At 72.2% G+C, this 19,541-nt stretch carries 22 protein-coding genes; 10 read left to right on the top strand and 12 right to left on the bottom strand.

What is annotated here, in order from left to right; genetic code table 11:
- Positions 1–27: 27 nt before the first annotated feature.
- The 4 genes from ACTWQF_RS02000 (at position 28) to ACTWQF_RS01985 (ending at position 3,810) form a co-directional block, all read left to right on the top strand.
- Positions 28–987: an amino acid ABC transporter permease gene (locus ACTWQF_RS02000; RefSeq protein WP_443277531.1), complete on the top strand. Its 960-nt coding sequence runs from the start codon at positions 28–30 to the stop codon at positions 985–987.
- Entirely contained in the window at positions 984–1,745 is a 762-nt protein-coding gene (locus ACTWQF_RS01995; RefSeq protein WP_443276443.1) for an amino acid ABC transporter ATP-binding protein, read from the top strand. The genes ACTWQF_RS02000 and ACTWQF_RS01995 overlap by 4 nt, the downstream gene beginning before the upstream one ends.
- A gap of 85 nt (positions 1,746–1,830) precedes the next feature.
- Positions 1,831–2,736 carry a TIGR03620 family F420-dependent LLM class oxidoreductase gene (locus tag ACTWQF_RS01990; RefSeq protein WP_443276441.1) on the top strand — a complete coding sequence of 302 codons (906 nt, stop codon included), beginning with the start codon at positions 1,831–1,833 and terminating at the stop codon, positions 2,734–2,736.
- A gap of 111 nt (positions 2,737–2,847) precedes the next feature.
- The gene (locus ACTWQF_RS01985; protein WP_443276440.1) at positions 2,848–3,810 is read left to right on the top strand and encodes a zinc-binding dehydrogenase; all 963 of its coding nucleotides are present in this window, start codon (positions 2,848–2,850) and stop codon (positions 3,808–3,810) included.
- 22 nt (positions 3,811–3,832) lie between these two features.
- Here ACTWQF_RS01985 and ACTWQF_RS01980 read toward each other — a convergent pair whose 3' ends face one another.
- Both ACTWQF_RS01980 and ACTWQF_RS01975 read right to left on the bottom strand, forming a co-directional pair.
- Positions 3,833–4,363 carry a DUF6624 domain-containing protein gene (locus tag ACTWQF_RS01980; RefSeq protein WP_443276439.1) on the bottom strand — a complete coding sequence of 177 codons (531 nt, stop codon included), beginning with the start codon at positions 4,361–4,363 and terminating at the stop codon, positions 3,833–3,835.
- Positions 4,364–4,436: 73 nt separating this feature from the next.
- Positions 4,437–5,243 (bottom strand): class I SAM-dependent methyltransferase, encoded by an 807-nt coding sequence (locus ACTWQF_RS01975; RefSeq protein ID WP_443276437.1) that lies wholly within the window; start codon positions 5,241–5,243, stop codon positions 4,437–4,439.
- A 239-nt stretch (positions 5,244–5,482) separates the two neighbouring features.
- Between ACTWQF_RS01975 and ACTWQF_RS01970 the strand changes: the two genes are divergently transcribed.
- A complete protein-coding gene (locus tag ACTWQF_RS01970) occupies positions 5,483–6,079 on the top strand; it encodes an NADAR family protein (RefSeq protein ID WP_443276435.1) in 597 nt (198 codons plus the stop codon).
- Here ACTWQF_RS01970 and ACTWQF_RS01965 read toward each other — a convergent pair.
- Genes ACTWQF_RS01965 through ACTWQF_RS01950 form a run of 4 tightly spaced genes read right to left on the bottom strand, consistent with a single transcriptional unit; the run spans position 6,054 to position 9,586 of the window.
- Positions 6,054–7,181 (bottom strand): NAD(P)H-dependent flavin oxidoreductase, encoded by a 1,128-nt coding sequence (locus tag ACTWQF_RS01965; RefSeq protein WP_443276433.1) that lies wholly within the window; start codon positions 7,179–7,181, stop codon positions 6,054–6,056. The genes ACTWQF_RS01970 and ACTWQF_RS01965 overlap by 26 nt on opposite strands.
- Entirely contained in the window at positions 7,178–7,957 is a 780-nt protein-coding gene (locus ACTWQF_RS01960; protein WP_443276431.1) for a CoA-transferase subunit beta, read from the bottom strand. The genes ACTWQF_RS01965 and ACTWQF_RS01960 overlap by 4 nt, the downstream gene beginning before the upstream one ends.
- Positions 7,954–8,820 carry a CoA transferase subunit A gene (locus tag ACTWQF_RS01955; protein WP_443276430.1) on the bottom strand — a complete coding sequence of 289 codons (867 nt, stop codon included), beginning with the start codon at positions 8,818–8,820 and terminating at the stop codon, positions 7,954–7,956. The genes ACTWQF_RS01960 and ACTWQF_RS01955 overlap by 4 nt, the downstream gene beginning before the upstream one ends.
- Positions 8,821–8,824: 4 nt before the next feature.
- Positions 8,825–9,586 (bottom strand): enoyl-CoA hydratase family protein, encoded by a 762-nt coding sequence (locus tag ACTWQF_RS01950; RefSeq protein ID WP_443276428.1) that lies wholly within the window; start codon positions 9,584–9,586, stop codon positions 8,825–8,827.
- Positions 9,587–9,672: 86 nt separating this feature from the next.
- Between ACTWQF_RS01950 and ACTWQF_RS01945 the strand changes: the two genes are divergently transcribed.
- The gene (locus tag ACTWQF_RS01945) at positions 9,673–10,431 is read left to right on the top strand and encodes an SDR family oxidoreductase (protein WP_443276426.1); all 759 of its coding nucleotides are present in this window, start codon (positions 9,673–9,675) and stop codon (positions 10,429–10,431) included.
- A 21-nt stretch (positions 10,432–10,452) separates the two neighbouring features.
- Positions 10,453–11,403, top strand: coding sequence for an SDR family oxidoreductase (locus ACTWQF_RS01940; RefSeq protein WP_443276424.1), 951 nt, complete (start codon positions 10,453–10,455; stop codon positions 11,401–11,403).
- 167 nt (positions 11,404–11,570) lie between these two features.
- On the opposite strand, the gene ACTWQF_RS01935 is transcribed toward ACTWQF_RS01940, so the two are convergent.
- The 4 genes from ACTWQF_RS01935 to ACTWQF_RS01920 all read right to left on the bottom strand — a co-directional run bounded on the left by ACTWQF_RS01935 (position 11,571) and on the right by ACTWQF_RS01920 (position 15,097).
- Positions 11,571–12,395 carry a hypothetical protein gene (locus tag ACTWQF_RS01935; RefSeq protein ID WP_443276423.1) on the bottom strand — a complete coding sequence of 275 codons (825 nt, stop codon included), beginning with the start codon at positions 12,393–12,395 and terminating at the stop codon, positions 11,571–11,573.
- A 61-nt stretch (positions 12,396–12,456) separates the two neighbouring features.
- The gene (locus tag ACTWQF_RS01930; RefSeq protein WP_443276421.1) at positions 12,457–13,620 is read right to left on the bottom strand and encodes an acetyl-CoA C-acetyltransferase; all 1,164 of its coding nucleotides are present in this window, start codon (positions 13,618–13,620) and stop codon (positions 12,457–12,459) included.
- 18 nt (positions 13,621–13,638) lie between these two features.
- Entirely contained in the window at positions 13,639–14,253 is a 615-nt protein-coding gene (locus tag ACTWQF_RS01925; protein ID WP_443276420.1) for a TetR family transcriptional regulator, read from the bottom strand.
- A 49-nt stretch (positions 14,254–14,302) separates the two neighbouring features.
- Entirely contained in the window at positions 14,303–15,097 is a 795-nt protein-coding gene (locus ACTWQF_RS01920) for an SDR family oxidoreductase (protein ID WP_443276418.1), read from the bottom strand.
- A 115-nt stretch (positions 15,098–15,212) separates the two neighbouring features.
- Here ACTWQF_RS01920 and ACTWQF_RS01915 point away from each other — a divergent pair, with 115 nt between their 5' ends.
- Genes ACTWQF_RS01915 through ACTWQF_RS01905 form a run of 3 tightly spaced genes read left to right on the top strand, consistent with a single transcriptional unit; the run spans position 15,213 to position 18,358 of the window.
- Entirely contained in the window at positions 15,213–16,193 is a 981-nt protein-coding gene (locus ACTWQF_RS01915; RefSeq protein ID WP_443276417.1) for an enoyl-CoA hydratase, read from the top strand.
- Positions 16,194–16,195: 2 nt separating this feature from the next.
- On the top strand, positions 16,196–17,389 hold the full coding sequence (locus ACTWQF_RS01910; protein WP_443276416.1) for an acyl-CoA dehydrogenase family protein: 1,194 nt from the start codon (positions 16,196–16,198) through the stop codon (positions 17,387–17,389).
- Positions 17,390–17,395: 6 nt separating this feature from the next.
- Positions 17,396–18,358, top strand: a complete 963-nt coding sequence (locus ACTWQF_RS01905; RefSeq protein WP_443276414.1) for an acyl-CoA dehydrogenase family protein — start codon at positions 17,396–17,398, stop codon at positions 18,356–18,358.
- Positions 18,359–18,389: 31 nt separating this feature from the next.
- On the opposite strand, the gene ACTWQF_RS01900 is transcribed toward ACTWQF_RS01905, so the two are convergent.
- The gene (locus tag ACTWQF_RS01900) at positions 18,390–19,043 is read right to left on the bottom strand and encodes a permease prefix domain 1-containing protein (protein ID WP_443277529.1); all 654 of its coding nucleotides are present in this window, start codon (positions 19,041–19,043) and stop codon (positions 18,390–18,392) included.
- Positions 19,044–19,084: 41 nt separating this feature from the next.
- Positions 19,085–19,471: a PadR family transcriptional regulator gene (locus tag ACTWQF_RS01895; protein ID WP_443276413.1), complete on the bottom strand. Its 387-nt coding sequence runs from the start codon at positions 19,469–19,471 to the stop codon at positions 19,085–19,087.
- Positions 19,472–19,541 lie beyond the last annotated feature (70 nt).

The following is a 19,541-nucleotide window of genomic DNA, read 5'->3' as shown; positions in this document are numbered from 1 at the left end:
GAGAGGCAAGCCCCCGTGACACCACCCATCACCGACAAGATCCCCGCCGGCGGGGAGCCCCCGTCGAAGGAAGCGCCGGAGGCCATCAAGGCCATACCCGTACGGCACTACGGCCGGTATGTGTCCGCCGTCGTGGTCCTCGGGCTGCTGGCGCTGCTCGTACGCGCCTTCGCCACAGCCGAGGGGCTGCGCTGGCAGGCGGTGGGCGACTTCTTCTTCAACGACCAGATCCTCGAAGGCGTCAGGAACACGCTGGTCGTCAGCGTGCTGTCGATGCTCATCGGGCTGGTGCTCGGAATCGTCCTCGCGGTCATGCGGATGTCGAAGAACCCGGTGACCTCGTCCGTCGCCTGGGGCTACATCTGGTTCTTCCGCGGCACGCCTGTCTATGTGCAGCTGCTGCTGTGGTTCAACCTCGCCCTGATCTTCCCGGTCTTCAACATCATGCCCATCTACAAGGACGAGATGACCGACGTCATGACCCCGTTCATGGCGGCGCTCCTCGGCCTCGGCCTCAACGAGGCCGCGTACATGGCGGAGATCTGCCGGGCCGGCATCCAGTCGGTGGACGAGGGCCAGACCGAGGCGTCGCAGGCGCTCGGTATGACCCAGGGACAGAACATGCGGCGCATCGTGCTGCCCCAGGCGATGCGGGTGATCGTGCCGCCCACCGGCAACGAGTTCATCAACCTGCTGAAGACCTCCTCGCTGTGTTCCGTCGTGATGTACGAGGAACTGCTGCGCAAGGCGCAGAACATCGGCAACAACTCCAGCGCGGTCGTGGAGATGCTGCTGGTGGCCACCATCTGGTACCTCGTCGTCACCAGCGTCTTCAGCGTGGGCCAGTACTACCTGGAGCGGCGCTACGCACGCGGCTCCCTCCGCCAGCTGCCCGACACCCCGTGGCAGCGCATACGCAAGAACGTCTTCACCATGAGCCGTGGCACCGGCTCGGGGGCACAGGGAGCCGGAGGGGTCAGCGCATGAGCACGATGGTCAAGGCCGAACGCGTCTGCAAGTCGTTCGGGCACGTCGAGGTCCTCAAGGGCATCGACCTGGAGGTGAAGACCGGCGAGGTCTTCTGCATCGTCGGCCCCTCCGGGTCCGGCAAGTCGACCTTCCTGCGGTGCATCAACCACCTGGAGAAGATCAACGCCGGCCGGCTGTACGTCGACGGCACGCTCGTCGGCTACCGCGAGAAGGGCGGCAAGCTCTACGAACTGCGGGACCGCGAGGTCTCGGCCCAGCGGCGCGACATCGGCATGGTCTTCCAGCGCTTCAACCTCTTCCCGCACATGACGGCGGTGGAGAACGTGATGGAGGCGCCCGTCCAGGTCAAGCGGACCCCGAGGGCCGAGGCGCGCAAGCGGGCCACCGAGCTGCTGGACCGGGTGGGGCTGGCCGACAAGGTCGGCAGCTACCCCGCGCAGCTCTCCGGCGGCCAGCAGCAGCGCGTCGCCATCGCACGGGCACTGGCCATGGATCCCAAGCTGATGCTCTTCGACGAGCCCACCTCCGCGCTCGACCCCGAGCTGGTGGGCGAGGTGCTCGACGTGATGAAGGCGCTGGCCCGGGACGGCATGACGATGGTCGTCGTCACCCACGAGATGGGCTTCGCGCGGGAGGTCGGCGACTCGCTGGTGTTCATGGACGGCGGCGTCGTCGTCGAGTCCGGCGACCCAAAGGAAGTGCTGGGCAACCCACAGCACGAGCGCACCAAGTCGTTCCTGTCGAAGGTGCTGTAGCCGACGGCCGGGCCGCGGCGATCCGTTCTGCGCCGCCAGCTGTCGTTCCTGGAATAGCCGGCTGCGATGTGATGCTGTGTCGGCCATGGCATACAACGCACACCTCGGCAGGGTCGGCATCTGGGCCGCCGCGCTGCGTACGGAAGACACGGCACGGCGGCCCCAGGTCGAGGAGGCCGCCGCCGAACTGGAGGAGCTGGGATACCGCACCCTCTGGATCGGCGGCAGCCCCTCGCCCGACATGGCGCACCAGCTGCTGGCCGCCACCTCGCGGGCGACGGTCGGCACCAGCATCCTCAGCATCTGGCAGCACGCGGCCCCCGAGGTCGCCGCGCGGCACGCCCAGTTGACGGAGGAGTACGGCGGTCGCTTCCTGCTCGGCCTCGGCGTCAGCCACGCGGAGGCGCAGAGCGGCCACACGCTCGACCATCCGCTGGCCGACCGGCCCTACTCGGCCATGCGCTCCTACCTCGACGTACTCGACAACGCGCCGCGCCCGGTGCCCGCCGCGGGACGCGCGCTGGCGGCGCTCGGCCCGAAGATGCTCCAGCTGGCGGCCGAACGCTCGCTGGGCGCCCTGCCCTATCTCGTCACGGCCGCGCACACCGCCGAGGCCCGCGACATCCTCGGCGCCGACCCGCTGCTCGCCCCCGAACTGAAGGTCATCCTCCAGCGCCCCGGCGCCGACCGCGCCGCGGCCTACGCCACAGCGCGCGACTACCTCTCCTTCTATCTGGCCCTGGCCAACTACCGGAACAGCCTGCTGCGCCTCGGCTTCACCGAGTCCGACTTCGCCGACGGCGGCAGTGACCGCCTCATCGACGCGGTCGTCGCCATCGGCGACGCGGAGGCCATCCGCGCCCGCGTGGACGAGTTCTTCACCGCCGGCGCCGACCATGTGGCCCTCCAGGTGGTCACCCCCGGCATCGGCACCGACCTCCCCCGCGAGGAGTGGCGCACCCTGGCCGAAACGCTGCCACTGAGCGACTGAGCCCACCCGGGGGCGGGCGCGCCCCCGGGCGGTGCGCTGACGGCGTGAGATGGGTCGCTCGCAGGCCGGTTGGTCTGTCGGGGGAGTGCGGGAGCGGCGTAGCGTCGGGGCATGTTTGCTGCTTACGCCGCTCGTATCGACAAGGAAGAGCCGCTCAACGGCCTGGAGCTGGGTCAGAGGCCGGAGCCCAAGGTGCCGCCCGGGTGGATGACCGTGGCGGTGAAGGCGGCGTCGCTCAACCATCACGACCTGTGGTCGCTGCGCGGTGTGGGGCTCGGCGAGGAGTCGCTGCCGATGATCCTCGGCTGCGACGCGGCCGGGATCGACGACGACGGCAACGAGGTCGTGCTGCACTCCGTCATCGGGCAGACCGGACACGGGGTGGGTCCGCGTGAGCCCCGGTCGATCCTCACCGAGCGCTACCAGGGCACGTTCGCCGAGCGGGTGGCCGTACCGCAGTGGAACGTACTGCCGAAGCCGAAGGCACTCTCCTTCGAGGAAGCGGCCTGTCTGCCGACGGCCTGGCTGACCGCGTACCGGATGCTCTTCACCAACGCCGCGGTCCGGCCCGGCGACTCCGTGCTGGTGCAGGGTGCGGGCGGCGGTGTGGCCACCGCCGCCATCGTGCTGGGAGCCGCCGCGGGGCTGCGGGTGTTCGCCACCAGCCGTGAGGAGTCCAAGCGGAAGCGGGCGCTGGAGCTCGGCGCCGAGGCCGCCGTGGAGGCGGGCGCCCGGCTGCCGCACAAGGTGGACGCCGTACTGGAGACGGTGGGCGCCGCCACCTGGTCGCACTCGGTCAAGTCGCTGCGCCCCGGCGGCACTCTCGTCATCTCCGGTGCCACCAGCGGCCCGAACCCGCCCGCCGCCGAGCTGAACCGGATCTTCTTCCTGGAGCTGAAGGTGGTCGGCTCCACCATGGGCACCAAGGAGGAGCTGGCCGGGCTGCTGAGCTTCTGCGCCGCCAAGGGCGTGCGGCCCGTCATCGACTCCGTACTGCCGCTGGACCGGGCCCGCGAGGGCTTCGAGAAGATGGCGGGCGGCGACCTGTTCGGCAAGGTCGTGCTCACCGTCTGAGCCTGGTACAGCGCGGCCTGGGTCACCCCTTCGGCGCGTGCTGCGCTGTGTACTCCGCGAACGGCGGGATGCCTGCCTCGGCGCGGTGGGCATCCAGCTTCTCCGCGTCCTCGACCGGCCACGGAATCGGCGCTCCGTCGGCGGCGACGCCCTGGATCTGGGTGCCGTAGCGCTGCGGCAGACCCGCGTTGACGTGCAGCCGGTCGCGGAGGAAGGCCAGCCGGGAGCAGCCCTCCGGCCCCGCGGTGCCGTCCTCGACGGCCTGCTCCAGCAGGTGCAGGGCCAGCCGCTGCACGTCCAGTTGCCGGTCCGCGTGCTGGGCCACCAGCCAGGAGCCCAGGGCCGCTTCCTCGCCGACCTCTTCGGCGGTCGGCCAGTGCCCGTGCTGCTCCAGCAGGGTGCGCAGCCGGTCGCCGTGCTGCGCGGTCAGCCGCCGCCAGGCGAGCTGCTGAGCCGGGTCGTCGCTGTTGGCCTTGGGCGCGGCGGCCTGGTCCGCGGCCTTCATGGTGATCAGTTCGTGGCTGAGCTCGGAGTGCTGTTCGCGTGCGGTCATGGCAGCGACTCTAGGAGCGATTTCCGCGCCGGATATCGTCCTGGAAGACGGTGACGAGGGCCCCTGCGAGCAGTCATACTTGAACAGACGGCGAGGCCGGGACGGGCTCCGCCGTCACGCGAATCTTGGACTGGCCGTGGCCCAGGAGCTCCCAGTCGTTCATGAAGCGGGCGCTCAGGCCGTGCCGCTCCGCAAGCCCCGTCAGCGTCTCGGTGCGGTAGTAGAAGTCCTCGCGCAGCACGTGGTGTTCGGTACCGACCGTGCGGTCGAACGTGAAGTCGAAGTAGCCGCCGGGGGCGAGCACGCGGCCCACGTGGGCCAGACACTCCTCGATGACGTCGAGCGGCGAGTGCGAGAAGACGCTGTGCGCGTGGACGACGTCGAAGTGCGCGTCGGGCAGGAAGTCCAGCGTCAGATCGTGGGTGAGCGTCAGATGCGGCAGCTTGGTCTGGAGGCCCCGGTCGGTGAGCGTCTGCTTCGCGGCGATCAGCACGTCGGGAGAGATGTCGATGCCGTAGTAGTTGCCCGGCTCCAGATAGTCGATGAAGCGCCAGCCCGCGCGGAGGTTGCCGCAGCCGATGTCCAGCATCCGCGCGGTGGGCGCCAGTCCGTGTTTGCGCAGATAGTCGAACTGGAGCAGGCCCAGCCTCAGCCACTCCTCCCGGGTCGGGCTGCCGACCGCGGCGTCCGGGCTGCGTCGGGTGTCCGAGGCCATCACCGCGCGGTAATAGCTGATGTGGTCACGGTGCTTGAAGGCCAGCCACCGGTCCCGGCCCGCACGCCGGAGGTGGCCGGGAACGCGCTGCGGGTGGGCCAGGGCGTACCGGGCCTTGTGGGCGAGGGCTGTCCGGTTGACGACGAGGTTCTTCCTGCTGGCCATACGTCCTCCGGCTGCGAGGCGTCAGGCGCGGGCGGGGCCGCCCGACGAAGGGTCCGGCGCGCTCGTACGACGAACGCTCTGCTGCCAGTCTTGGCATCGATTTCCGGTAGCCGCGCCGTCGGGCTGCGCCGTACGGACCTGACTGCCACCCGGAGGGGTGACCCGCGAAAACCGCTGGTCCGTGCGGGTGACCTCCTGCAAGGGTGCGGGGAGAGGGAGCGCCGACGGGAGGGGGAGCGATGAGCGGGACGGCCGCGAACGGAGCCGCCGCGCGGGACAGGGACGAGCTGTGCGAGATGGTGCGGAGGGGCCACCGGGTGAAGTACCTGTTCTTCTGGGGTCACAGGCCGCCCAGGGGCGGGGGCGTCGGTCCCGGCTGCCTCAGCCAGTGGTGGCCGGCGCGGTTCACGGTGGACGGGGTGGAGTACGCCGGCGCCGAGCACTTCATGATGGCCGGCAAGGCGCGGCTGTTCGGTGACGCGGAGACGGAGCAGCGCGTGCTGGCGGCGCCGCATCCGGGCGCGGCCAAGGCGCTGGGCCGTCAGGTGCGCGGCTTCGACGAGGAGACCTGGGCCCGGGAGCGGTACGGCATCGTCGTACGGGCCAACATCGCCAAGTTCGGGCAGGACGCCCGGCTGCGGGAGTATCTGCTGGGGACGGCCGGGCGGGTGCTGGTGGAGGCCAGCCCGCTGGACCGCGTCTGGGGCATCGGGCTGGCGGCCGACGACGAGCGTGCTGCCGACCCGGAGCGCTGGCGGGGGTCCAATCTGCTGGGCTTCGCGCTGATGGAGGCCCGGGAGGAGCTGGCCCTCACGCAGCCGGGGGCGGATCGCTGACCCGCGCACCCAGCCCCCTCAGCAGGGCCGCCGCCTGCCGGACCGTCCGCTCCACCACCTCGGCGACGCTCGGCAGATCGTCGATCACCCCCGCGACCTGGCCCGCCGCCATCACTCCGGCATCCGTCCGGCCGTCCACCATGGCGGCCTTGAGCAGCATCGGGGTGTTGGCGGCGAGCAGCAGCGGGCCGAGGGACAGGTCCTTGCCGTGCCGCAGCGCCCGGCCGTCGCACAGCATCGCCGCCCATGACATGCCCGAGTACTTCTTGAACGCGGCGGCATGGCGCAGCGCGCGCAGCAGGGCGGCGACTCTGCCGGCGGACTCCAGGGCCGCGACCATCTCGCTGCGCAGCATCCGGTGCGGCAGCCCGTCGACCTTCGTGGTGACGGTGATGTCGGTGACCTGGGCCGCCAGATAGCGGGCCTTCACCGCCTCGGGCACCGTCGACTCGCGGGTCAGCAGAAACCGGGTGCCCATGGCGGCGCCCGCCGCGCCGTAGCAGAGCGCGGCGGCCAGCCCGCGCCCGTCGTGGAAGCCGCCCGCGCCGATGACAGGGACGGTGACCGCATCCACCACCTGCGGAAGCAGCACCGAGGTGGCGACCTGCCCGGTGTGTCCGCCGCCCTCGCTGCCCTGCACCAGGACCGCGTCCGCGCCCCACTCGGCGACCTTCCGCGCGTGCCGTACGGCACCTACGGACGGGATGACGACGACCCCCGCGTCCTTGAGCTGCCCGATCAGCTCCCGGGAGGGAGCCAGCGCGAACGAGGCGACCCGTACGCCCTCGTCGATGAGGAGCCGCACCCGGTCGGCCGCGTCCCCTGCGTCGGCTCGCAGGTTGACGCCGAACGGGGCAGCCGTGCGCGACTTCACCTCCCGTACGGCGTCGCGCAGTTGCGGCAGCGTCATGGTCGCCGACGCCAGGATGCCCAGCGCGCCCGCCTCGGCCGTGGCGGAGACCAGCCGGGGGCCGGCCACCCAGCCCATGCCGGTCTGTACGAGGGGGTGGCGTACGCCGACGAGGGAGGTGAGCGCGGTGCGGAGCGGGGGGTGCGGGGGATGCGGCGGATCGGCCGGTTCCGGTTCCGGGCGGGGGGTCATGTGCGGACCTCGCGGTCGCGGGTGCCGTGCGGGTCCAGCACGTCGCGCAGCAGCCGCAGTTCGTCGGCGGTCGGCTCGCGGGTGACGGGCACCCGGCCGGGAATCGCCAGTTCGAACCCCGTCTGATCGCGGACCTGTGCGACGGTGACGCCCGGGTGGACGCTCGCCAGCCGCATCCGGCGGTCGGGTGTCGCGAAGTCGAGCACCGCCAGATCGGTGACGACCCGCCGCAGCCCGTGGAACCGCGCTGCGACCGGGCCCGCCTCGGCCGCCCGGTCGAAGCCCAAACCGCTGACCATGTCCACGCGGGGGACGAAGACCCGCGGCGAGTGCCGGGGCACCCAGTAGGAGACGGGGTGGTTGACGGTGTTGGAGGGGGCGCCGCGCGCGCCGAGCAGCTGCCGCTTCGGGCGCGCCCAGTCGCCGATGCAGGAGATGTTCTGGTTGCCGTACCGGTCGAGCTGGCTTGCGCCCATCATCATGTGCCGCTTGCCGCGCGCGGCGAGGGAGAGGTGCTTGCGGTACGGCAGCCAGCCCTCGACCAGTGCGGGGTCCTCCGGCGTGCTCAGCAGCATCGCCTCGCCGTCGGTCAGCAGCAGTTGCGGGCCGAACGTCAGCCGTGCCAGCCGGGCGCCCAGGGTGGGGACGGTGCCCGCCGTCGCGGCCAGCACCTCGCCGTCGCCCCGCCACGCCTCGGCGCAGGCGACGACACAGACCTCGGCACGGGTGGCGGTGGCAGGTGTCGTCACTTCGGTGCCTTGGGTTTCGGCCGTCATCCGGGTGCCCCCTCCCGCGCGGGCTGCGCGTCCACCGCCTGCTGGTAGGCGTCTTCGTCCGAGGACAGGAAGCGCGCCTCGAACTCCCGCCAGGTGTCCGGGTCCCCGGCGGCCTGCACGTATGTGCGCTGGAACGCCTCGTCGCGCCCGTAGTCGGGGGCGCAGCTGGTGAAGTGCGCGCCGCGTGGGGTGTGCAGCACACCGGTGACGTTCTGCCGCTGCACCAGCAGCGACTGCGGCGGCCCGGTGAAGCGGTCGACGACGTGTTCGCACGAGAGGTAGGTGCGCTCGGCCGCCTCCGTGAACAGGTCGTCGAAGAAGGGGTCGGGGCCCAGCGACTGTCCGTTGCCGCGTACATCGGCGCGGTTCACGTGCACCAGCGCCACGTCCATCGTCAGCGCGGGTGCCGCCAGCAGCTCCTCGCCGTCCGCGTACGGCGAGGTGACCGTACGCAGCCGGGGGTTGCGGCGCGGGATGTCGGAGCCGAGTCCGCCGCGTACGGGCATGAACGGCAGCCGGTGCGCGGCCGCCGTCAGCCCCCACAGGAACATCGACTCGTCCCACTCCTCGAACTCCAGGGCCCCCGTTTCGCGGGCGGTGCGGAAGTGCGGTTCCAGCGGCACCGAGTCGAGCGTCACGAACGGCGCGATCAGCTTGCGGATCCGCCCGGCCGCGGCGAGCAGTCCCACGTCGGGTCCGCCGCACGAGACGACGGTCAGCTCCCTGACGCCGGTGCGCAGCAGAGCCCGTACGAGTGCCATCGGCTTGCGCCGCGCGCCCCAGCCGCCGATGCCGACGGTCATACCGGATTCGATCCGTCCGGCGAACTCGGTGAGCGAGAGCCGTTTGTCGAGGTCGGTCACCTGCTCAGCTCCCTTCGGCGGCACGCGCTTCGACGAAGGCGTCCCGGTGCCGGTCGGAGACGCCCGCGAGATTGGCCTCGAAGGTGAAGCCCTGCTCGTAGCGGTAGCTGCGGCGCACATCGACCGGGTCGATCCCGTTGAGTGCCTCCTTCGCCAGCCGGAGCAGATACCCGTCCTTGACGGCGATCCGGCCGGCCAGCTCCAGGGCCGTCTCCAGCAAGGTGTGCCGGCTCGCTGCGAGGGCCCACACCGCGCCGTGCTGGTGCAGTTCGCGCGCTGTGACGGTGCGGCCCGTGTAGTAGAGGGGGCGCACCAGGTGCGGTGGCAGCATGCGGGACAGATGGGTGGCCGCGCCCAGGGCTCCGCGGTCGAGTTCGGGGAGGCCGAAGGTGGCGTCCTCGGCCGCCACGACGGCGTCCGCGTTGCCGACCAGGCCGATTCCGCCGCCCAGGCAGTGGCCGTGCACGGCTGCGATGACGGGCACCTCGCACTCGTACACCGCCGCGAACGCCGCCGCGCAGCCGCGGTTGGCGCCGATGAGCGCTTCATGGCCCGCGGTGCGCTGCATCTCCTTGATGTCGACGCCTGCGTTGAAGCCGCGGCCGGTGCCGGTCAGTACGACGACGCGGTGCGCGTGGTCGCGGCCCGCGGCCGTGAGGGCTTCCGCGAGGTCGTACCAGGCTTGCACCGGGAGGGCGTTGACGGGTGGGTGGTCGACGGTCACCACTGCGACGCCGTCGCGCGGGGTGGAGGTGGAGACAGACATCGCGGGATCAGCTACCTTTCCCTTTCCACCTAACGTTTGTTTGGTGCAAGCTAGCAGCGCGGTCGTCCCGAAGAAAGGGCCCACTCATGAGCGTTGCTGTCGTCACCGGCGGAACCCGCGGGGTCGGTGCGGGCATCGCCCGCGCGTTCCTCCGCGACGGCGCGGAGGTCGTCGTCTGCGCCCGTAACCCACCCCCGCACCCCCTCACGGCCGAGGGCCGCCGGGCCCGCTATCTCCCTCTCGACGTCCGGGACCCGGAGGCGGCGGCGGAGTTCTGCCACCGCGTCGCCCGCGACCACGGCTCCCTCGACGTGCTGGTCAACAACGCGGGCGGCACCCCGTACCGCCCGCTGTCCGAGGGCGCTCCCCGCCGGCACGCCCGCGTCGTCGAGCTCAATCTCCTGGCACCGCTGCACCTCTCCCGCGCCGCGTACCCCGTCATGCGCGCGCAGCCGGGCGGCGGCGCCGTCGTGATGGTGGGCAGCGTCAGCGGCGGCCGTCCGTCGCCGGGGACGGCGGCGTACGGCGCCGCGAAGGCAGGGCTGGAGAACCTGGCGCGGTCGATGGCCATGGAGTGGGCCGCGGACGGGGTGCGGGTCAACACCGTCGTCCTGGGGATGGCCCGCACCCAACTCACCGAGTTGCACTACGGCGACGAGGCAGGCGTCGCGGCCGTCAGCGCGACCGTACCGATGGGGCGGCTGGCGGAGCCCGAGGAGGTGGGGGCCGCCTGCGTGTTCCTGGCCTCCGACGCCGCGCGCTACATCACCGGCGCTTCCCTCGCGGTGCACGGCGGCGGCGAGCGGCCCGCGTTCCTGGACGCCGCGAACGTCAACAAACCCTGAGCCCTGAGCCAGGAGGTCGTCATGCCCCAACAGCGAGCCACCCCCACCCACGACCACCCCGCCGAGGGCCGCGTCGTCATCGTCACCGGCGCGGGCCGCGGGCTGGGCCGCGCGCACGCCCTCGCCTTCGCCCGCGCGGGCGCCCGGGTCGTTGTCAACGATCTGGGCGTCACCCTCGACGGCGCGGGCGGCGCGGAAGCCGCTGCCGCTTCCCCCGCCGGGCAAGTGGCCGCCGAGATAAGGGCGATGGGCGGCGAGGTGGCCGTCAGCACGGACGACGTGGCCGACGGCGAGGGAGCGGCGCGGCTGGTCCGTACGGCGCTGGACCGGTTCGGCCGGCTGGACACGCTGGTCAACAACGCGGGGTTCCTGCGCGACCGGATGCTGGTGAACCTCGCCGAAGACGACTGGGACGCGGTCGTACGGGTGCACCTCAAGGGGCACTTTCTGCCGATGAAGCACGCGGCCGGGTACTGGCGCGCCGAGTCGAAAGCGGGGCGTACGGTGCGGGCCCGGATCGTCAACACCTCGTCGGGTGCCGGCCTGCTGGGTGCCGTGGGACAGGGCAACTACGCGGCGGCGAAGGCAGGTATCGCGGCGCTCACCCTCGTTGCCGCTGCCGAGTTCGGCCGTTACGGAGTCCAGGTCAACGCGGTCGCGCCGGCGGCCCGCACCCGGATGACGGAGGGGACCTTCGCTGCGGACATGGCTGCGCCCGCCGACGGGGGGTTCGACGCGATGGCCCCCGAGAACGTCTCCCCGCTCGTCGTCTACCTCGGCTCCGATGCCTGTGACGGCATCACCGGGCGCCTCTTCGAGACGGAGGGCGGCCGGATCACCGTCATGGACGGCTGGCGCCGCGCCGCTTGCGCTGACAAGGGCGCCCAATGGGACCCGGCCGAACTGGATGCTCCGGTCCGCGATTTGCTTGCGGAGTCACCCGATCCGGAGCCGGTGTACGGCGCGGGGTGAGCCGTGCCCCGCAATGGGGGCTGCGCTTGCCAGCCCTGCGCCTCTGGCGCAGACCTCCCAAGCTCAGCACAGCGCAGGGGGACGCGCCCCGAAGGGGCGCGGGGAACTGCGCGACAAGCTACAACGCAACCCGCAGCCTGCGGACAACGGTCAGGGGCACCCCCTCATCACCCCACTGGGCCGGCCACCCTGCTGACTCGACCCTGGCCCCCGGCCAGCAGATCCGCGTGGGTGAGGGCGAAGTCACCATTGGGGAGCAACCCGGAAAAGTGCTCGCCGCGCACCTCGCCGGGCAGGAAGGAGCGCAGCCGACGGCGCATGCGGCGGTTGTAGTCCACCGGCTCGCCCCAGCCGGATGGCGCCTCGTCGCTGCCGAACAGCACCCAGTGGTCGACCGGAACCTTCCCCACCATGCCGGGCGGCCGGCCGGTGTGGGCATCCAGCGCGGGTGCCGTCAGTACGTCCGGGTCGATCGGCGGATACCACATCAGCAGCGGCTTGGCCTGTGCCGCCTCGGTGTTGTCGAAGCAGCACACGGCCATCGCGTACCCGGGATAGCGCTCGGCGTAGAACCGCATCAGCTCCGGGTCGAGGACCGGCCGCTTGTGCGCGGGCACCCGGTGCAGCGCGGCGGGCAGCGCGGTGGGGTCGGAGGCGAGCAGCACCGTGTAGATATCGTGCTCGAAGACCTGTACCTCGTACGCCGGCTGCTCCCACCCCATCCAGGCCATGCCGCGTCCCGCCACGGGCATGGGGCGAACGGCCTCCACCATCCGCTCCAGCACATCCGAACTGCGCCCCACATCCAGGAAGTTGTCCTGAGTCATTCCCCGTGCGGGCAGATGCAGCAGCATGGCGTTGGGGCCGTCGGCGCGGTTGACGGCGGTGTTCTGGTAGCCGAGGACGTGCACCAGACCGTGCTCGGGATGGTGCAGCCGCCCCATGTACAGCGTGGTGCCGGAGAACTCGGCCGGGCCCATGGAGACACACATGGGTTCACGATCTCAAACCGCCTCGCGGGGCCCGTATCAGGGGCGCTCGACCAGGAGCCGTTCAGAGCCGTTCGATGATCGTGACGTTCGCCTGGCCGCCGCCCTCGCACATGGTCTGGAGCCCGTACCGCCCGCCGGTGCGCTCCAGTTCGTGGAGGAGGGTCGTCAGCAGTCGGGCGCCGGTGGCGCCGAGGGGGTGGCCCAGGGCGATGGCGCCGCCGTTGACGTTGACCTTGTCCGGGTCGCAGCCGGTCTCCCGCAGCCAGGCCAGGACGACGGAGGCGAACGCCTCGTTGATCTCGACCAGGTCGATGTCGGCCGGCGTCATCCCGGCCCGCTTCAGTGCGTGTGCGGTCGCCGGGATCGGGGCCGTCAGCATGCGGATCGGGTCCTCGCCGCGTACGGAGAGATGGTGCACTCGGGCGCGCGGGACGAGGCCGTGGGTGCGTACGGCCTCCTCGGAGGCGAGCAGGACGGCCGAGGAGGCGTCCGAGATCTGGGAGGAGACGGCCGCCGTCAGCCGTCCGCCCGGCACCAGCGGATCGAGGGCCGCCATCTTCCCCAGGCTGGTGCCGCGCCGCGGCCCTTCGTCCACCGCGTGGTCCGCGTAGGGGGCGATCTCGCGCTCGAAACGGCCCTCGTCGATGGCGCGCAGCGCCCGCTGGTGCGAGCGCAGCGCCCAATGCTCCATCTCCGTACGGCTGATGCCCCACTGCTCGGCGATCAGCTCCGCGCCGTGGAACTGGTCGACGGGCGCGTCACCGTAGCGGGCCCGCCAGCCCTCGGAGCCCTGGAAGGGCCCTGCGGTGAGGCCGAGCGGGGCGCCCGCCTGGCGGGAGGCGTAGCCGATGGGGACCTGCGACATGTTCTGCACCCCGCCCGCGACCACCAGGTCGGCCGTGCCCGACATGACCGCCTGCGCCGCGAAGTGCACGGCCTGCTGCGAGGAGCCGCACTGCCGGTCGACGGTGACCCCGGGCACCGACTCGGGCAGCCCTGCCGCCAGCCACGCCGTGCGCGCGATGTCACCGGCTTGCGGGCCCACGGTGTCCAGGCAGCCGAAGATGACGTCCTCGACCGCCTCCGGGTCCACTCCGGCCCGCTCCACCAGCGCGCGCAGCGCGTGCGCGCCCAGGTCCGCGGGGTGCACTCCGGCCAGCGCCCCGCCGCGCTTGCCGACGGGTGACCTGACTGCCTGGACTATGTACGCCTCACCGCGGGACATCGGGTCACGCTCCTTGGATCATCGGGCCACCGGGTGGGTGGCGATTCCGTCGAGCACCATCGAGGTGTACTGCTCTGCAACGTCCGCCGCGCTCTTGCGCCCCCAGGGCCGGAACCAGACCGCCGCCACCCACACGGTGTCGCGGACGAACCGGTAGGCGACGGGAACGTCCAGCTCGCTGCGGAAGCTGCCGTCGGCCACCCCGCGCTCCAGCGTCCGCGTCCACAGCTTCTGGAAGCGCTCCTGGGAGTCGGCCAGGTACCGGAACCGCTCCTGGGAGGCCAGCCTGCGGGCCTCCTTCTGGTAGATGACGACTGCCGGACGGTGCCGCTCCATCTGCCGGAACGACTCGGCGACCAGCCCCTCGAACGTCTCGCGCGGCTCCAGCCCGGCCTCCTCGATCCGCTGGTACCCTGCCCACAGGTCGGTCAGGAAGGCGCTGAGGATCTCGTCGGCCATCGACTCCTTGGAGTCGAAGTGGTAGTAGAGGCTGCCCGCCAGCATCCCGGCGCGGTCCGCGATCGTGCGGACGGTGGTCGCGTTGTAGCCCAGCTCCGCGAACACCTCGGCCGCTGTCGCCAGCAGCTCGGCACGGCGCCCGGCACCGGGGGCGGTCTTCTTCGGCGTCACCATGAGTCCATTGTCCGCCGGAGCTCGTCAGGTTTTTCGGCTGCCGTGGTGCTCATGGGTGCTGGCTGCTGACGGCGACCGTCTCGCCGGTCATGTACGAGGAGTAGTCGCCGGCCAGAAAGACGATCACGTTGGCGACCTCCCACGGTTCCGCGTACCGTCCGAACGCCTCCCGCGCTGTGAGCTCCGCCAGCAGCTCCGGGGTGGTGACCTTCACCAGGTTCGGATGCATCGCCAGGGAGGGCGCGACGGCGTTGACCCGTACGCCGAATTCCGCCGCCTCCAGCGCGGCGCAGCGGGTCAGCGCCATCACGCCCGCCTTGGCCGCCGCGTAGTGCGCCTGGCCGCGCTGGGCCCGCCAGCCGACGACCGAGGCGTTGTTGACGATCACGCCGCCGTCGCCCGGCTGGTCGCGCATGGCACGCAGCCCCGCGCGGGTGCAGCGGAAGGTGCCGTTCAACGTGGTGTCCAGCACCCGGGACCACTGCTCGTCGGTCATCTCCACCAACTCGGCCGTACCGCCCAGGCCCGCGTTGTTGACGAGCACGTCGATGCGGCCGTGGCGCGCTGTGCAGGCGTCCAGCAGCGCGCCGACCTCGCCCTCGTCGGTGACGTCGCAGCGCACGGCCCGCACCCGGCCCGGGCCGAACTCCCGGGCCAGCGTCTGCTCCGTCTCGCCCAGGCGGCGCTCGTGCACATCGCCGAGGACGACGCCGGCGGCACCTTCCTCCAGTACGCGGCGAGCCGTCGCCCCGCCGATCCCGCTCCCGGCCGCCGCCGTGACGACCACGGAGCGACCGGCCAGCAGACCGTGCGGTGCCGGGCAGGCGGGTGCGGCGCTGCTCATACGGCGGCCCCTCGCGGCTCTCGACGTGATGGCGGAGCCACGTTAATCTACCAAACACTTGTTAGGGAAGAGTGCGCAGCCCCACGTGATGCAGCCCCGTGCGAGGAGAGCCCGCATGCCCGACGACCGCCCAGCGGCCCCGGAAGTGGTGACGTACGAGCGTGCCGGCGCCGTCGCCCGTATCACCCTCAACCGGCCCGAGTACCGCAACGCCCAGAACTCCGCGATGACCTACGCCCTCGACGCGGCGTTCCGGCGGGCCGCCGACGACGACGCGGTCCGCGCTGTCGTCCTCGCCGGCGCGGGCAAGCACTTCAGCGCCGGGCACGACATCGGTACGCCGGCGCGTGACGCGCATCTGTCCTTCCCGCGCAAGGCCGGACTGTGGTGGGACCACGTCGGCAAGGAGGGCGGCGAGGCGCGCTACGCCCGTGAGTCCGAGGTCTATCTGGGGATGTGCCGCCGCTGGCGCGAGCTGCCCAAACCTGTCGTCTGCGCCGTGCAGGGCGCCTGCGTCGCGGGCGGACTGATGCTCGCCTGGGTGTGCGACCTGATCGTGGCCGGCGAGGACGCCTTCTTCGCCGACCCGGTGGTACGGATGGGCATCCCCGGCGTCGAGTACTTCGCCCACCCGTGGGTGATGGGGCCGCGCGTCGCCAAGGAGTTCCTGTACACGGGGGACCGGATGACCGCCCGGCGCGCGTACGAGATCGGCATGGTCAACCGCGTCGTCCCGCGCGCCCGACTCGCCGCCGAGGCCGAGGCGCTGGCGGCCCGCATCGCCGAGATGCCGCGCTTCGGCCTCGCCCTGACCAAGCGTGCCGTCAACCAGGCCGAGGACCTGATGGGCCTGCACCATGGCCTGGACTCGGTGTTCGGCCTGCACCATCTGGCGCACGCGCACAACGCCGAGACGGGCACCGACTCGCTCGGCGGGATGGACGCACGCGCGATGCGCGCTGCGGACCGCGGCGCCGGGCGCCCCGCGCGGGACGCCGACCCGGGGGACGGGGCCGGTTCCCGGACGGGGGCCGCGGACGGCTCCGGCCCTGGTTCCGGTTCCGGGAGCGGTTCCGGGAGCGGGAGCGGGGCCTGAGCATGGACCTGGAATTCAGCGCTGCGGAGGAGGACTTCCGCGCCGAGGCCCGCGCCTGGCTGACGGCGCACGTACCCGCCGAGCCGCTGCCCTCGCTGGAGACGGCCGAGGGCTTCGCCGCGCACCGCGCCTGGGAGCGCGAACTGTACGAAGGCGGCTGGTCGGTCGTCGCCTGGCCGCGCGAGTACGGTGGTCGCGCGGCGAGCCTCACCGAGTGGCTGGTCTTCGAGGAGGAGTACTACGCGGCCGGTGCGCCCGGCCGCGTCAGCCAGAACGGCGTCAACCTCCTCGCCCCCACCCTCTTCGCACACGGCACCGAGGAGCAGCTGGCGCGCATCCTCCCCCCGATGGCCGCCGGGGAGACGATCTGGGCGCAGGCGTGGTCCGAACCGGAGGCCGGCTCCGACCTCGCCGCGCTGCGCTCCCGTGCCGAACGCGTCGAACGCACCGCACAGGACGGCGGCGGCTGGCTGCTGAGTGGCCACAAAACCTGGTCCTCGCGCGCCGCGTTCGCCGACCGCGCCTTCGGCCTCTTCCGCACCGACCCGGAAGCGGAACGGCACCGGGGACTGAGCTATCTGATGTTCCCGCTCGACGCTCCGGGCGTCACCGTACGGCCCATCGGCCGGCTGGACGGCAAACCGGCGTTCGCTGAGATCTTCCTGGACGGCGTCTTCGTGCCGGACGCGGACGTCATCGGCGAGCCCGGTCAGGGGTGGCGTGCCGCCATGTCCACCGCGGGCAACGAGCGGGGGCTCACGCTGCGTTCGCCGGGCCGCTTCACCGCCACCGCCGAGCGGCTGCGGCAGCTGTGGCGGGAGCGGGCCGAGCCCGGTGACACCGCGCTCGCCGAGCGGGTGGCCGACGCGTGGATACGGGCCCGCGCGTACCAACTCGCGGGGTACGCGGCAGTGTCGGGGGCTTCCGGCAGCTTCGGTGTTCCGGGGGCGGGGGAGCAGGCGGCGGCTCCGCCCTCCATGAACAAGATCTTCTGGTCCGAGCTCGACATCGACCTGCACGAGACCGCGCTCGACCTGCTCGGCCCCGGCGCGGCCGAGATCGCCGAGGGGCGGGCGGAGTCCGGCTGGCTGGACGGCTGGATCTTCGCGCTCGCCGGTCCGGTCTACGCCGGGACCAACGAGATCCAGCGCGACATCGTCGCCGAGCGCGAACTCGGCCTGCCGAGGGGACGCTGAACCGCCATGCGCTTTCTGCCGGACCGGGACCACCGCAGCTACGCCGCGACGGTCCGCCGCCTGCTCGCCGACGCGGGTGCCCACAAGACCGCCCGCGCCTGGGCCGCGGGCGACCACGTCCCGGGCCGCGCCCTGTGGCGCTCCCTCGCGGACACCGGCCTGCCCGCTCTCGCCGTCCCCGAGAAGCGCGGCGGCCTGGGCTGGTACCCGCCCGAACTCGCCTCCGCGTTCGTGGAGATCGGCCGCGCCGGCGCCCCGGGCCCCCTGGTGGAAACGGTCGCCCTGGCTGGAGGGCTGAGCCCCTCCTCCCCATGGCTCGCCGGTCTCCTGACAGGGGACCAACTGGCGACCGTCGCAGACCCGGGAGCCGGGTACGCGGTGGATGCCCACGTTGCGGAGGTGGCGTTCGTGCTCGTCGACGGGGGCTTGGCCATCGCCAGGCCCCAGGGGATGCCGTTGCCTTCCGTCGATCCCAGCCGTCATCTGGTGCGCTGTGTGCCCGCTGACGTCGTACCCGCCCAGGTGCCGCGGATCCGGGCGCTGGCCACCCTGCTGACCGCCGCCCAACTGCTCGGCGCGGGGCAGGCGCTGCTGGAGGCAAGCGTGTCGTACGTGGGGGAGCGGCGGCAGTTCGGGCAGCCGGTGGGATCGTTCCAGGCCGTCAAACACCAGTTGGCGAGCGTTGCCGTGGAGCTGGAGTTCGCACGGCCTCTGCTGTACGGCGCGGCGCTGGCCGTACGGGGCGACGCCGCGGCCGATCCCCGCGATCTGCCCGCGGCAAAGGCCGCCTGCTCGCGTGCGGCCTACCAGGCGGCACGCACCGCGCTCCAGGTACATGGCGCCCTGGGCTACACGGACGAGTACGACCCGACCCTCCTGCTGCGCAAGGTCCGCGTCCTGTACACCGCCTGGGGCACCCGGGCCGCCTGCCACGCGGCCGTACTCGACGGTGAGCCGCTCCCGGGCTGACCGTTTCCGGGAGCTCCCTCCCGGCAGGCGCTCACCCCTCCAGGGCGTCGGCAGCTGGTACGAGGCAGCGGCGGCAGACGCGGACCGAGGTGCTCAGCACGGCGTGCGAGGCGGCGGACAGTGCGCCCGCCAGCACGAGCAGCGGCCACTGCGCGGTCACGAACGCCGTGCAGGCCAGCGCCAGGGTGGCCACCGCCATACCGACGCTCGCCCCCGTCCCCGTCCAGGCGACCACGCGGGGCAGCGCGTGAGGGCTGGGAAACCGGCGCGCCAGCACCCCACCGGTGGCAGCGAGGGCAACGGCGGCCAGCAGCGTACTGACGGCCGCGAGCAGCGCCAGGGGAGCGGCCGGCGGGCCGACGGCGGTCCGCGTCAGCGCCCAGCACACCAGCAGGAAGGGGACGCAGAGCGCTGCCGCGCGTGCGGTGTGGCGGGTCTGTACGACCGTCAGCTCACGCTGGCACTCCGGCACCAGTTCGGCCACCGGCCCGAAGTCCCGTACCGCCCGGCGCGCTGCCTCAGCGCGGGGCATGCCCTCGTGGACGTACGCGTCGGTCGCATCGAGCAGGCCGTCATGAATCTCCGCGACCATGCGCGACTTGACCCGCGCGGGGCCGACCAGAGCGGTGCTCAGCGCCGCGGTGTAGGCCGCCAGCGGGTCGGGATGCTGTTGCTGCCCGCTCATGTCGCGCACGCGGCTCACGTTGCTCTTTTCGCTCTTGTCGTTCATGTTGCGGGCCGGGGCCGGGGCCGGGGCCGGGCGGGTGCGGTGGGGGACGAAGTCCGGGTTCCCGCAGGGGCGTCGAGGACCGCGCCGATCGCCGCCGTGAACTCCTGCCATGCGGTCCGTTCCTCCGCGAGTGTGCGGCGGCCGGCGTCGGTCAGCGTGTAGCAGCGTCGGCGCCGTTCGCCGACGGACTGCCAGTCGCTCGCCAGCAGCCCCAGCCGCTCCAGCCGGTTGAGCGCCGGGTAGACGGTGCCTGTCCGTAGCTCCAGCGCGCCGCTACTGCGCTCCTGCACCGCCGTGATGATCGCGTACCCGTGCAGCGGGCCGGGTTCCAGCACGGCCAGCAGCAGTCCGTCGAGATGCCCTCGCACCGCCTCCGTCTTCATGGGGCCAGTGTAGGCACAGAACATATTGCTGTGCTACCTATTGGCAGCCAACGTATTGCGTTGGCTGCCC

This window comes from Streptomyces sp. 8N114, assembly GCF_052245835.1.
Taxonomy (GTDB): domain Bacteria; phylum Actinomycetota; class Actinomycetes; order Streptomycetales; family Streptomycetaceae; genus Streptomyces.
Note: the sequence above shows the minus strand (reverse complement) of the source record. Positions and strands in the feature narration are given on the sequence as shown.

What these genes read in the sequence shown, in the direction of transcription:
- ACTWQF_RS01950 (WP_443276428.1), bottom strand. Translation starts at nt 9,586, where the DNA reads ATGTCTGTCTCCACCTCCACCCCGCGCGACGGCGTCGCAGTGGTGACC.
- ACTWQF_RS01925 (WP_443276420.1), bottom strand. Translation starts at nt 14,253, where the DNA reads ATGGTGACGCCGAAGAAGACCGCCCCCGGTGCCGGGCGCCGTGCCGAG.
- ACTWQF_RS01900 (WP_443277529.1), bottom strand. Translation starts at nt 19,043, where the DNA reads ATGAGCGGGCAGCAACAGCATCCCGACCCGCTGGCGGCCTACACCGCG.
- ACTWQF_RS01980 (WP_443276439.1), bottom strand. Translation starts at nt 4,363, where the DNA reads ATGACCGCACGCGAACAGCACTCCGAGCTCAGCCACGAACTGATCACC.
- ACTWQF_RS01915 (WP_443276417.1), top strand. Translation starts at nt 15,213, where the DNA reads ATGCCCGACGACCGCCCAGCGGCCCCGGAAGTGGTGACGTACGAGCGT.
- ACTWQF_RS01945 (WP_443276426.1), top strand. Translation starts at nt 9,673, where the DNA reads ATGAGCGTTGCTGTCGTCACCGGCGGAACCCGCGGGGTCGGTGCGGGC.
- ACTWQF_RS01930 (WP_443276421.1), bottom strand. Translation starts at nt 13,620, where the DNA reads ATGTCCCGCGGTGAGGCGTACATAGTCCAGGCAGTCAGGTCACCCGTC.
- ACTWQF_RS01935 (WP_443276423.1), bottom strand. Translation starts at nt 12,395, where the DNA reads ATGTGTGTCTCCATGGGCCCGGCCGAGTTCTCCGGCACCACGCTGTAC.
- ACTWQF_RS01985 (WP_443276440.1), top strand. Translation starts at nt 2,848, where the DNA reads ATGTTTGCTGCTTACGCCGCTCGTATCGACAAGGAAGAGCCGCTCAAC.
- ACTWQF_RS01970 (WP_443276435.1), top strand. Translation starts at nt 5,483, where the DNA reads ATGAGCGGGACGGCCGCGAACGGAGCCGCCGCGCGGGACAGGGACGAG.
- ACTWQF_RS01960 (WP_443276431.1), bottom strand. Translation starts at nt 7,957, where the DNA reads ATGACGGCCGAAACCCAAGGCACCGAAGTGACGACACCTGCCACCGCC.
- ACTWQF_RS01975 (WP_443276437.1), bottom strand. Translation starts at nt 5,243, where the DNA reads ATGGCCAGCAGGAAGAACCTCGTCGTCAACCGGACAGCCCTCGCCCAC.
- ACTWQF_RS01995 (WP_443276443.1), top strand. Translation starts at nt 984, where the DNA reads ATGAGCACGATGGTCAAGGCCGAACGCGTCTGCAAGTCGTTCGGGCAC.
- ACTWQF_RS01990 (WP_443276441.1), top strand. Translation starts at nt 1,831, where the DNA reads ATGGCATACAACGCACACCTCGGCAGGGTCGGCATCTGGGCCGCCGCG.
- ACTWQF_RS01910 (WP_443276416.1), top strand. Translation starts at nt 16,196, where the DNA reads ATGGACCTGGAATTCAGCGCTGCGGAGGAGGACTTCCGCGCCGAGGCC.
- ACTWQF_RS01905 (WP_443276414.1), top strand. Translation starts at nt 17,396, where the DNA reads ATGCGCTTTCTGCCGGACCGGGACCACCGCAGCTACGCCGCGACGGTC.
- ACTWQF_RS01965 (WP_443276433.1), bottom strand. Translation starts at nt 7,181, where the DNA reads ATGACCCCCCGCCCGGAACCGGAACCGGCCGATCCGCCGCATCCCCCG.
- ACTWQF_RS01895 (WP_443276413.1), bottom strand. Translation starts at nt 19,471, where the DNA reads ATGAAGACGGAGGCGGTGCGAGGGCATCTCGACGGACTGCTGCTGGCC.
- ACTWQF_RS01920 (WP_443276418.1), bottom strand. Translation starts at nt 15,097, where the DNA reads ATGAGCAGCGCCGCACCCGCCTGCCCGGCACCGCACGGTCTGCTGGCC.
- ACTWQF_RS01940 (WP_443276424.1), top strand. Translation starts at nt 10,453, where the DNA reads ATGCCCCAACAGCGAGCCACCCCCACCCACGACCACCCCGCCGAGGGC.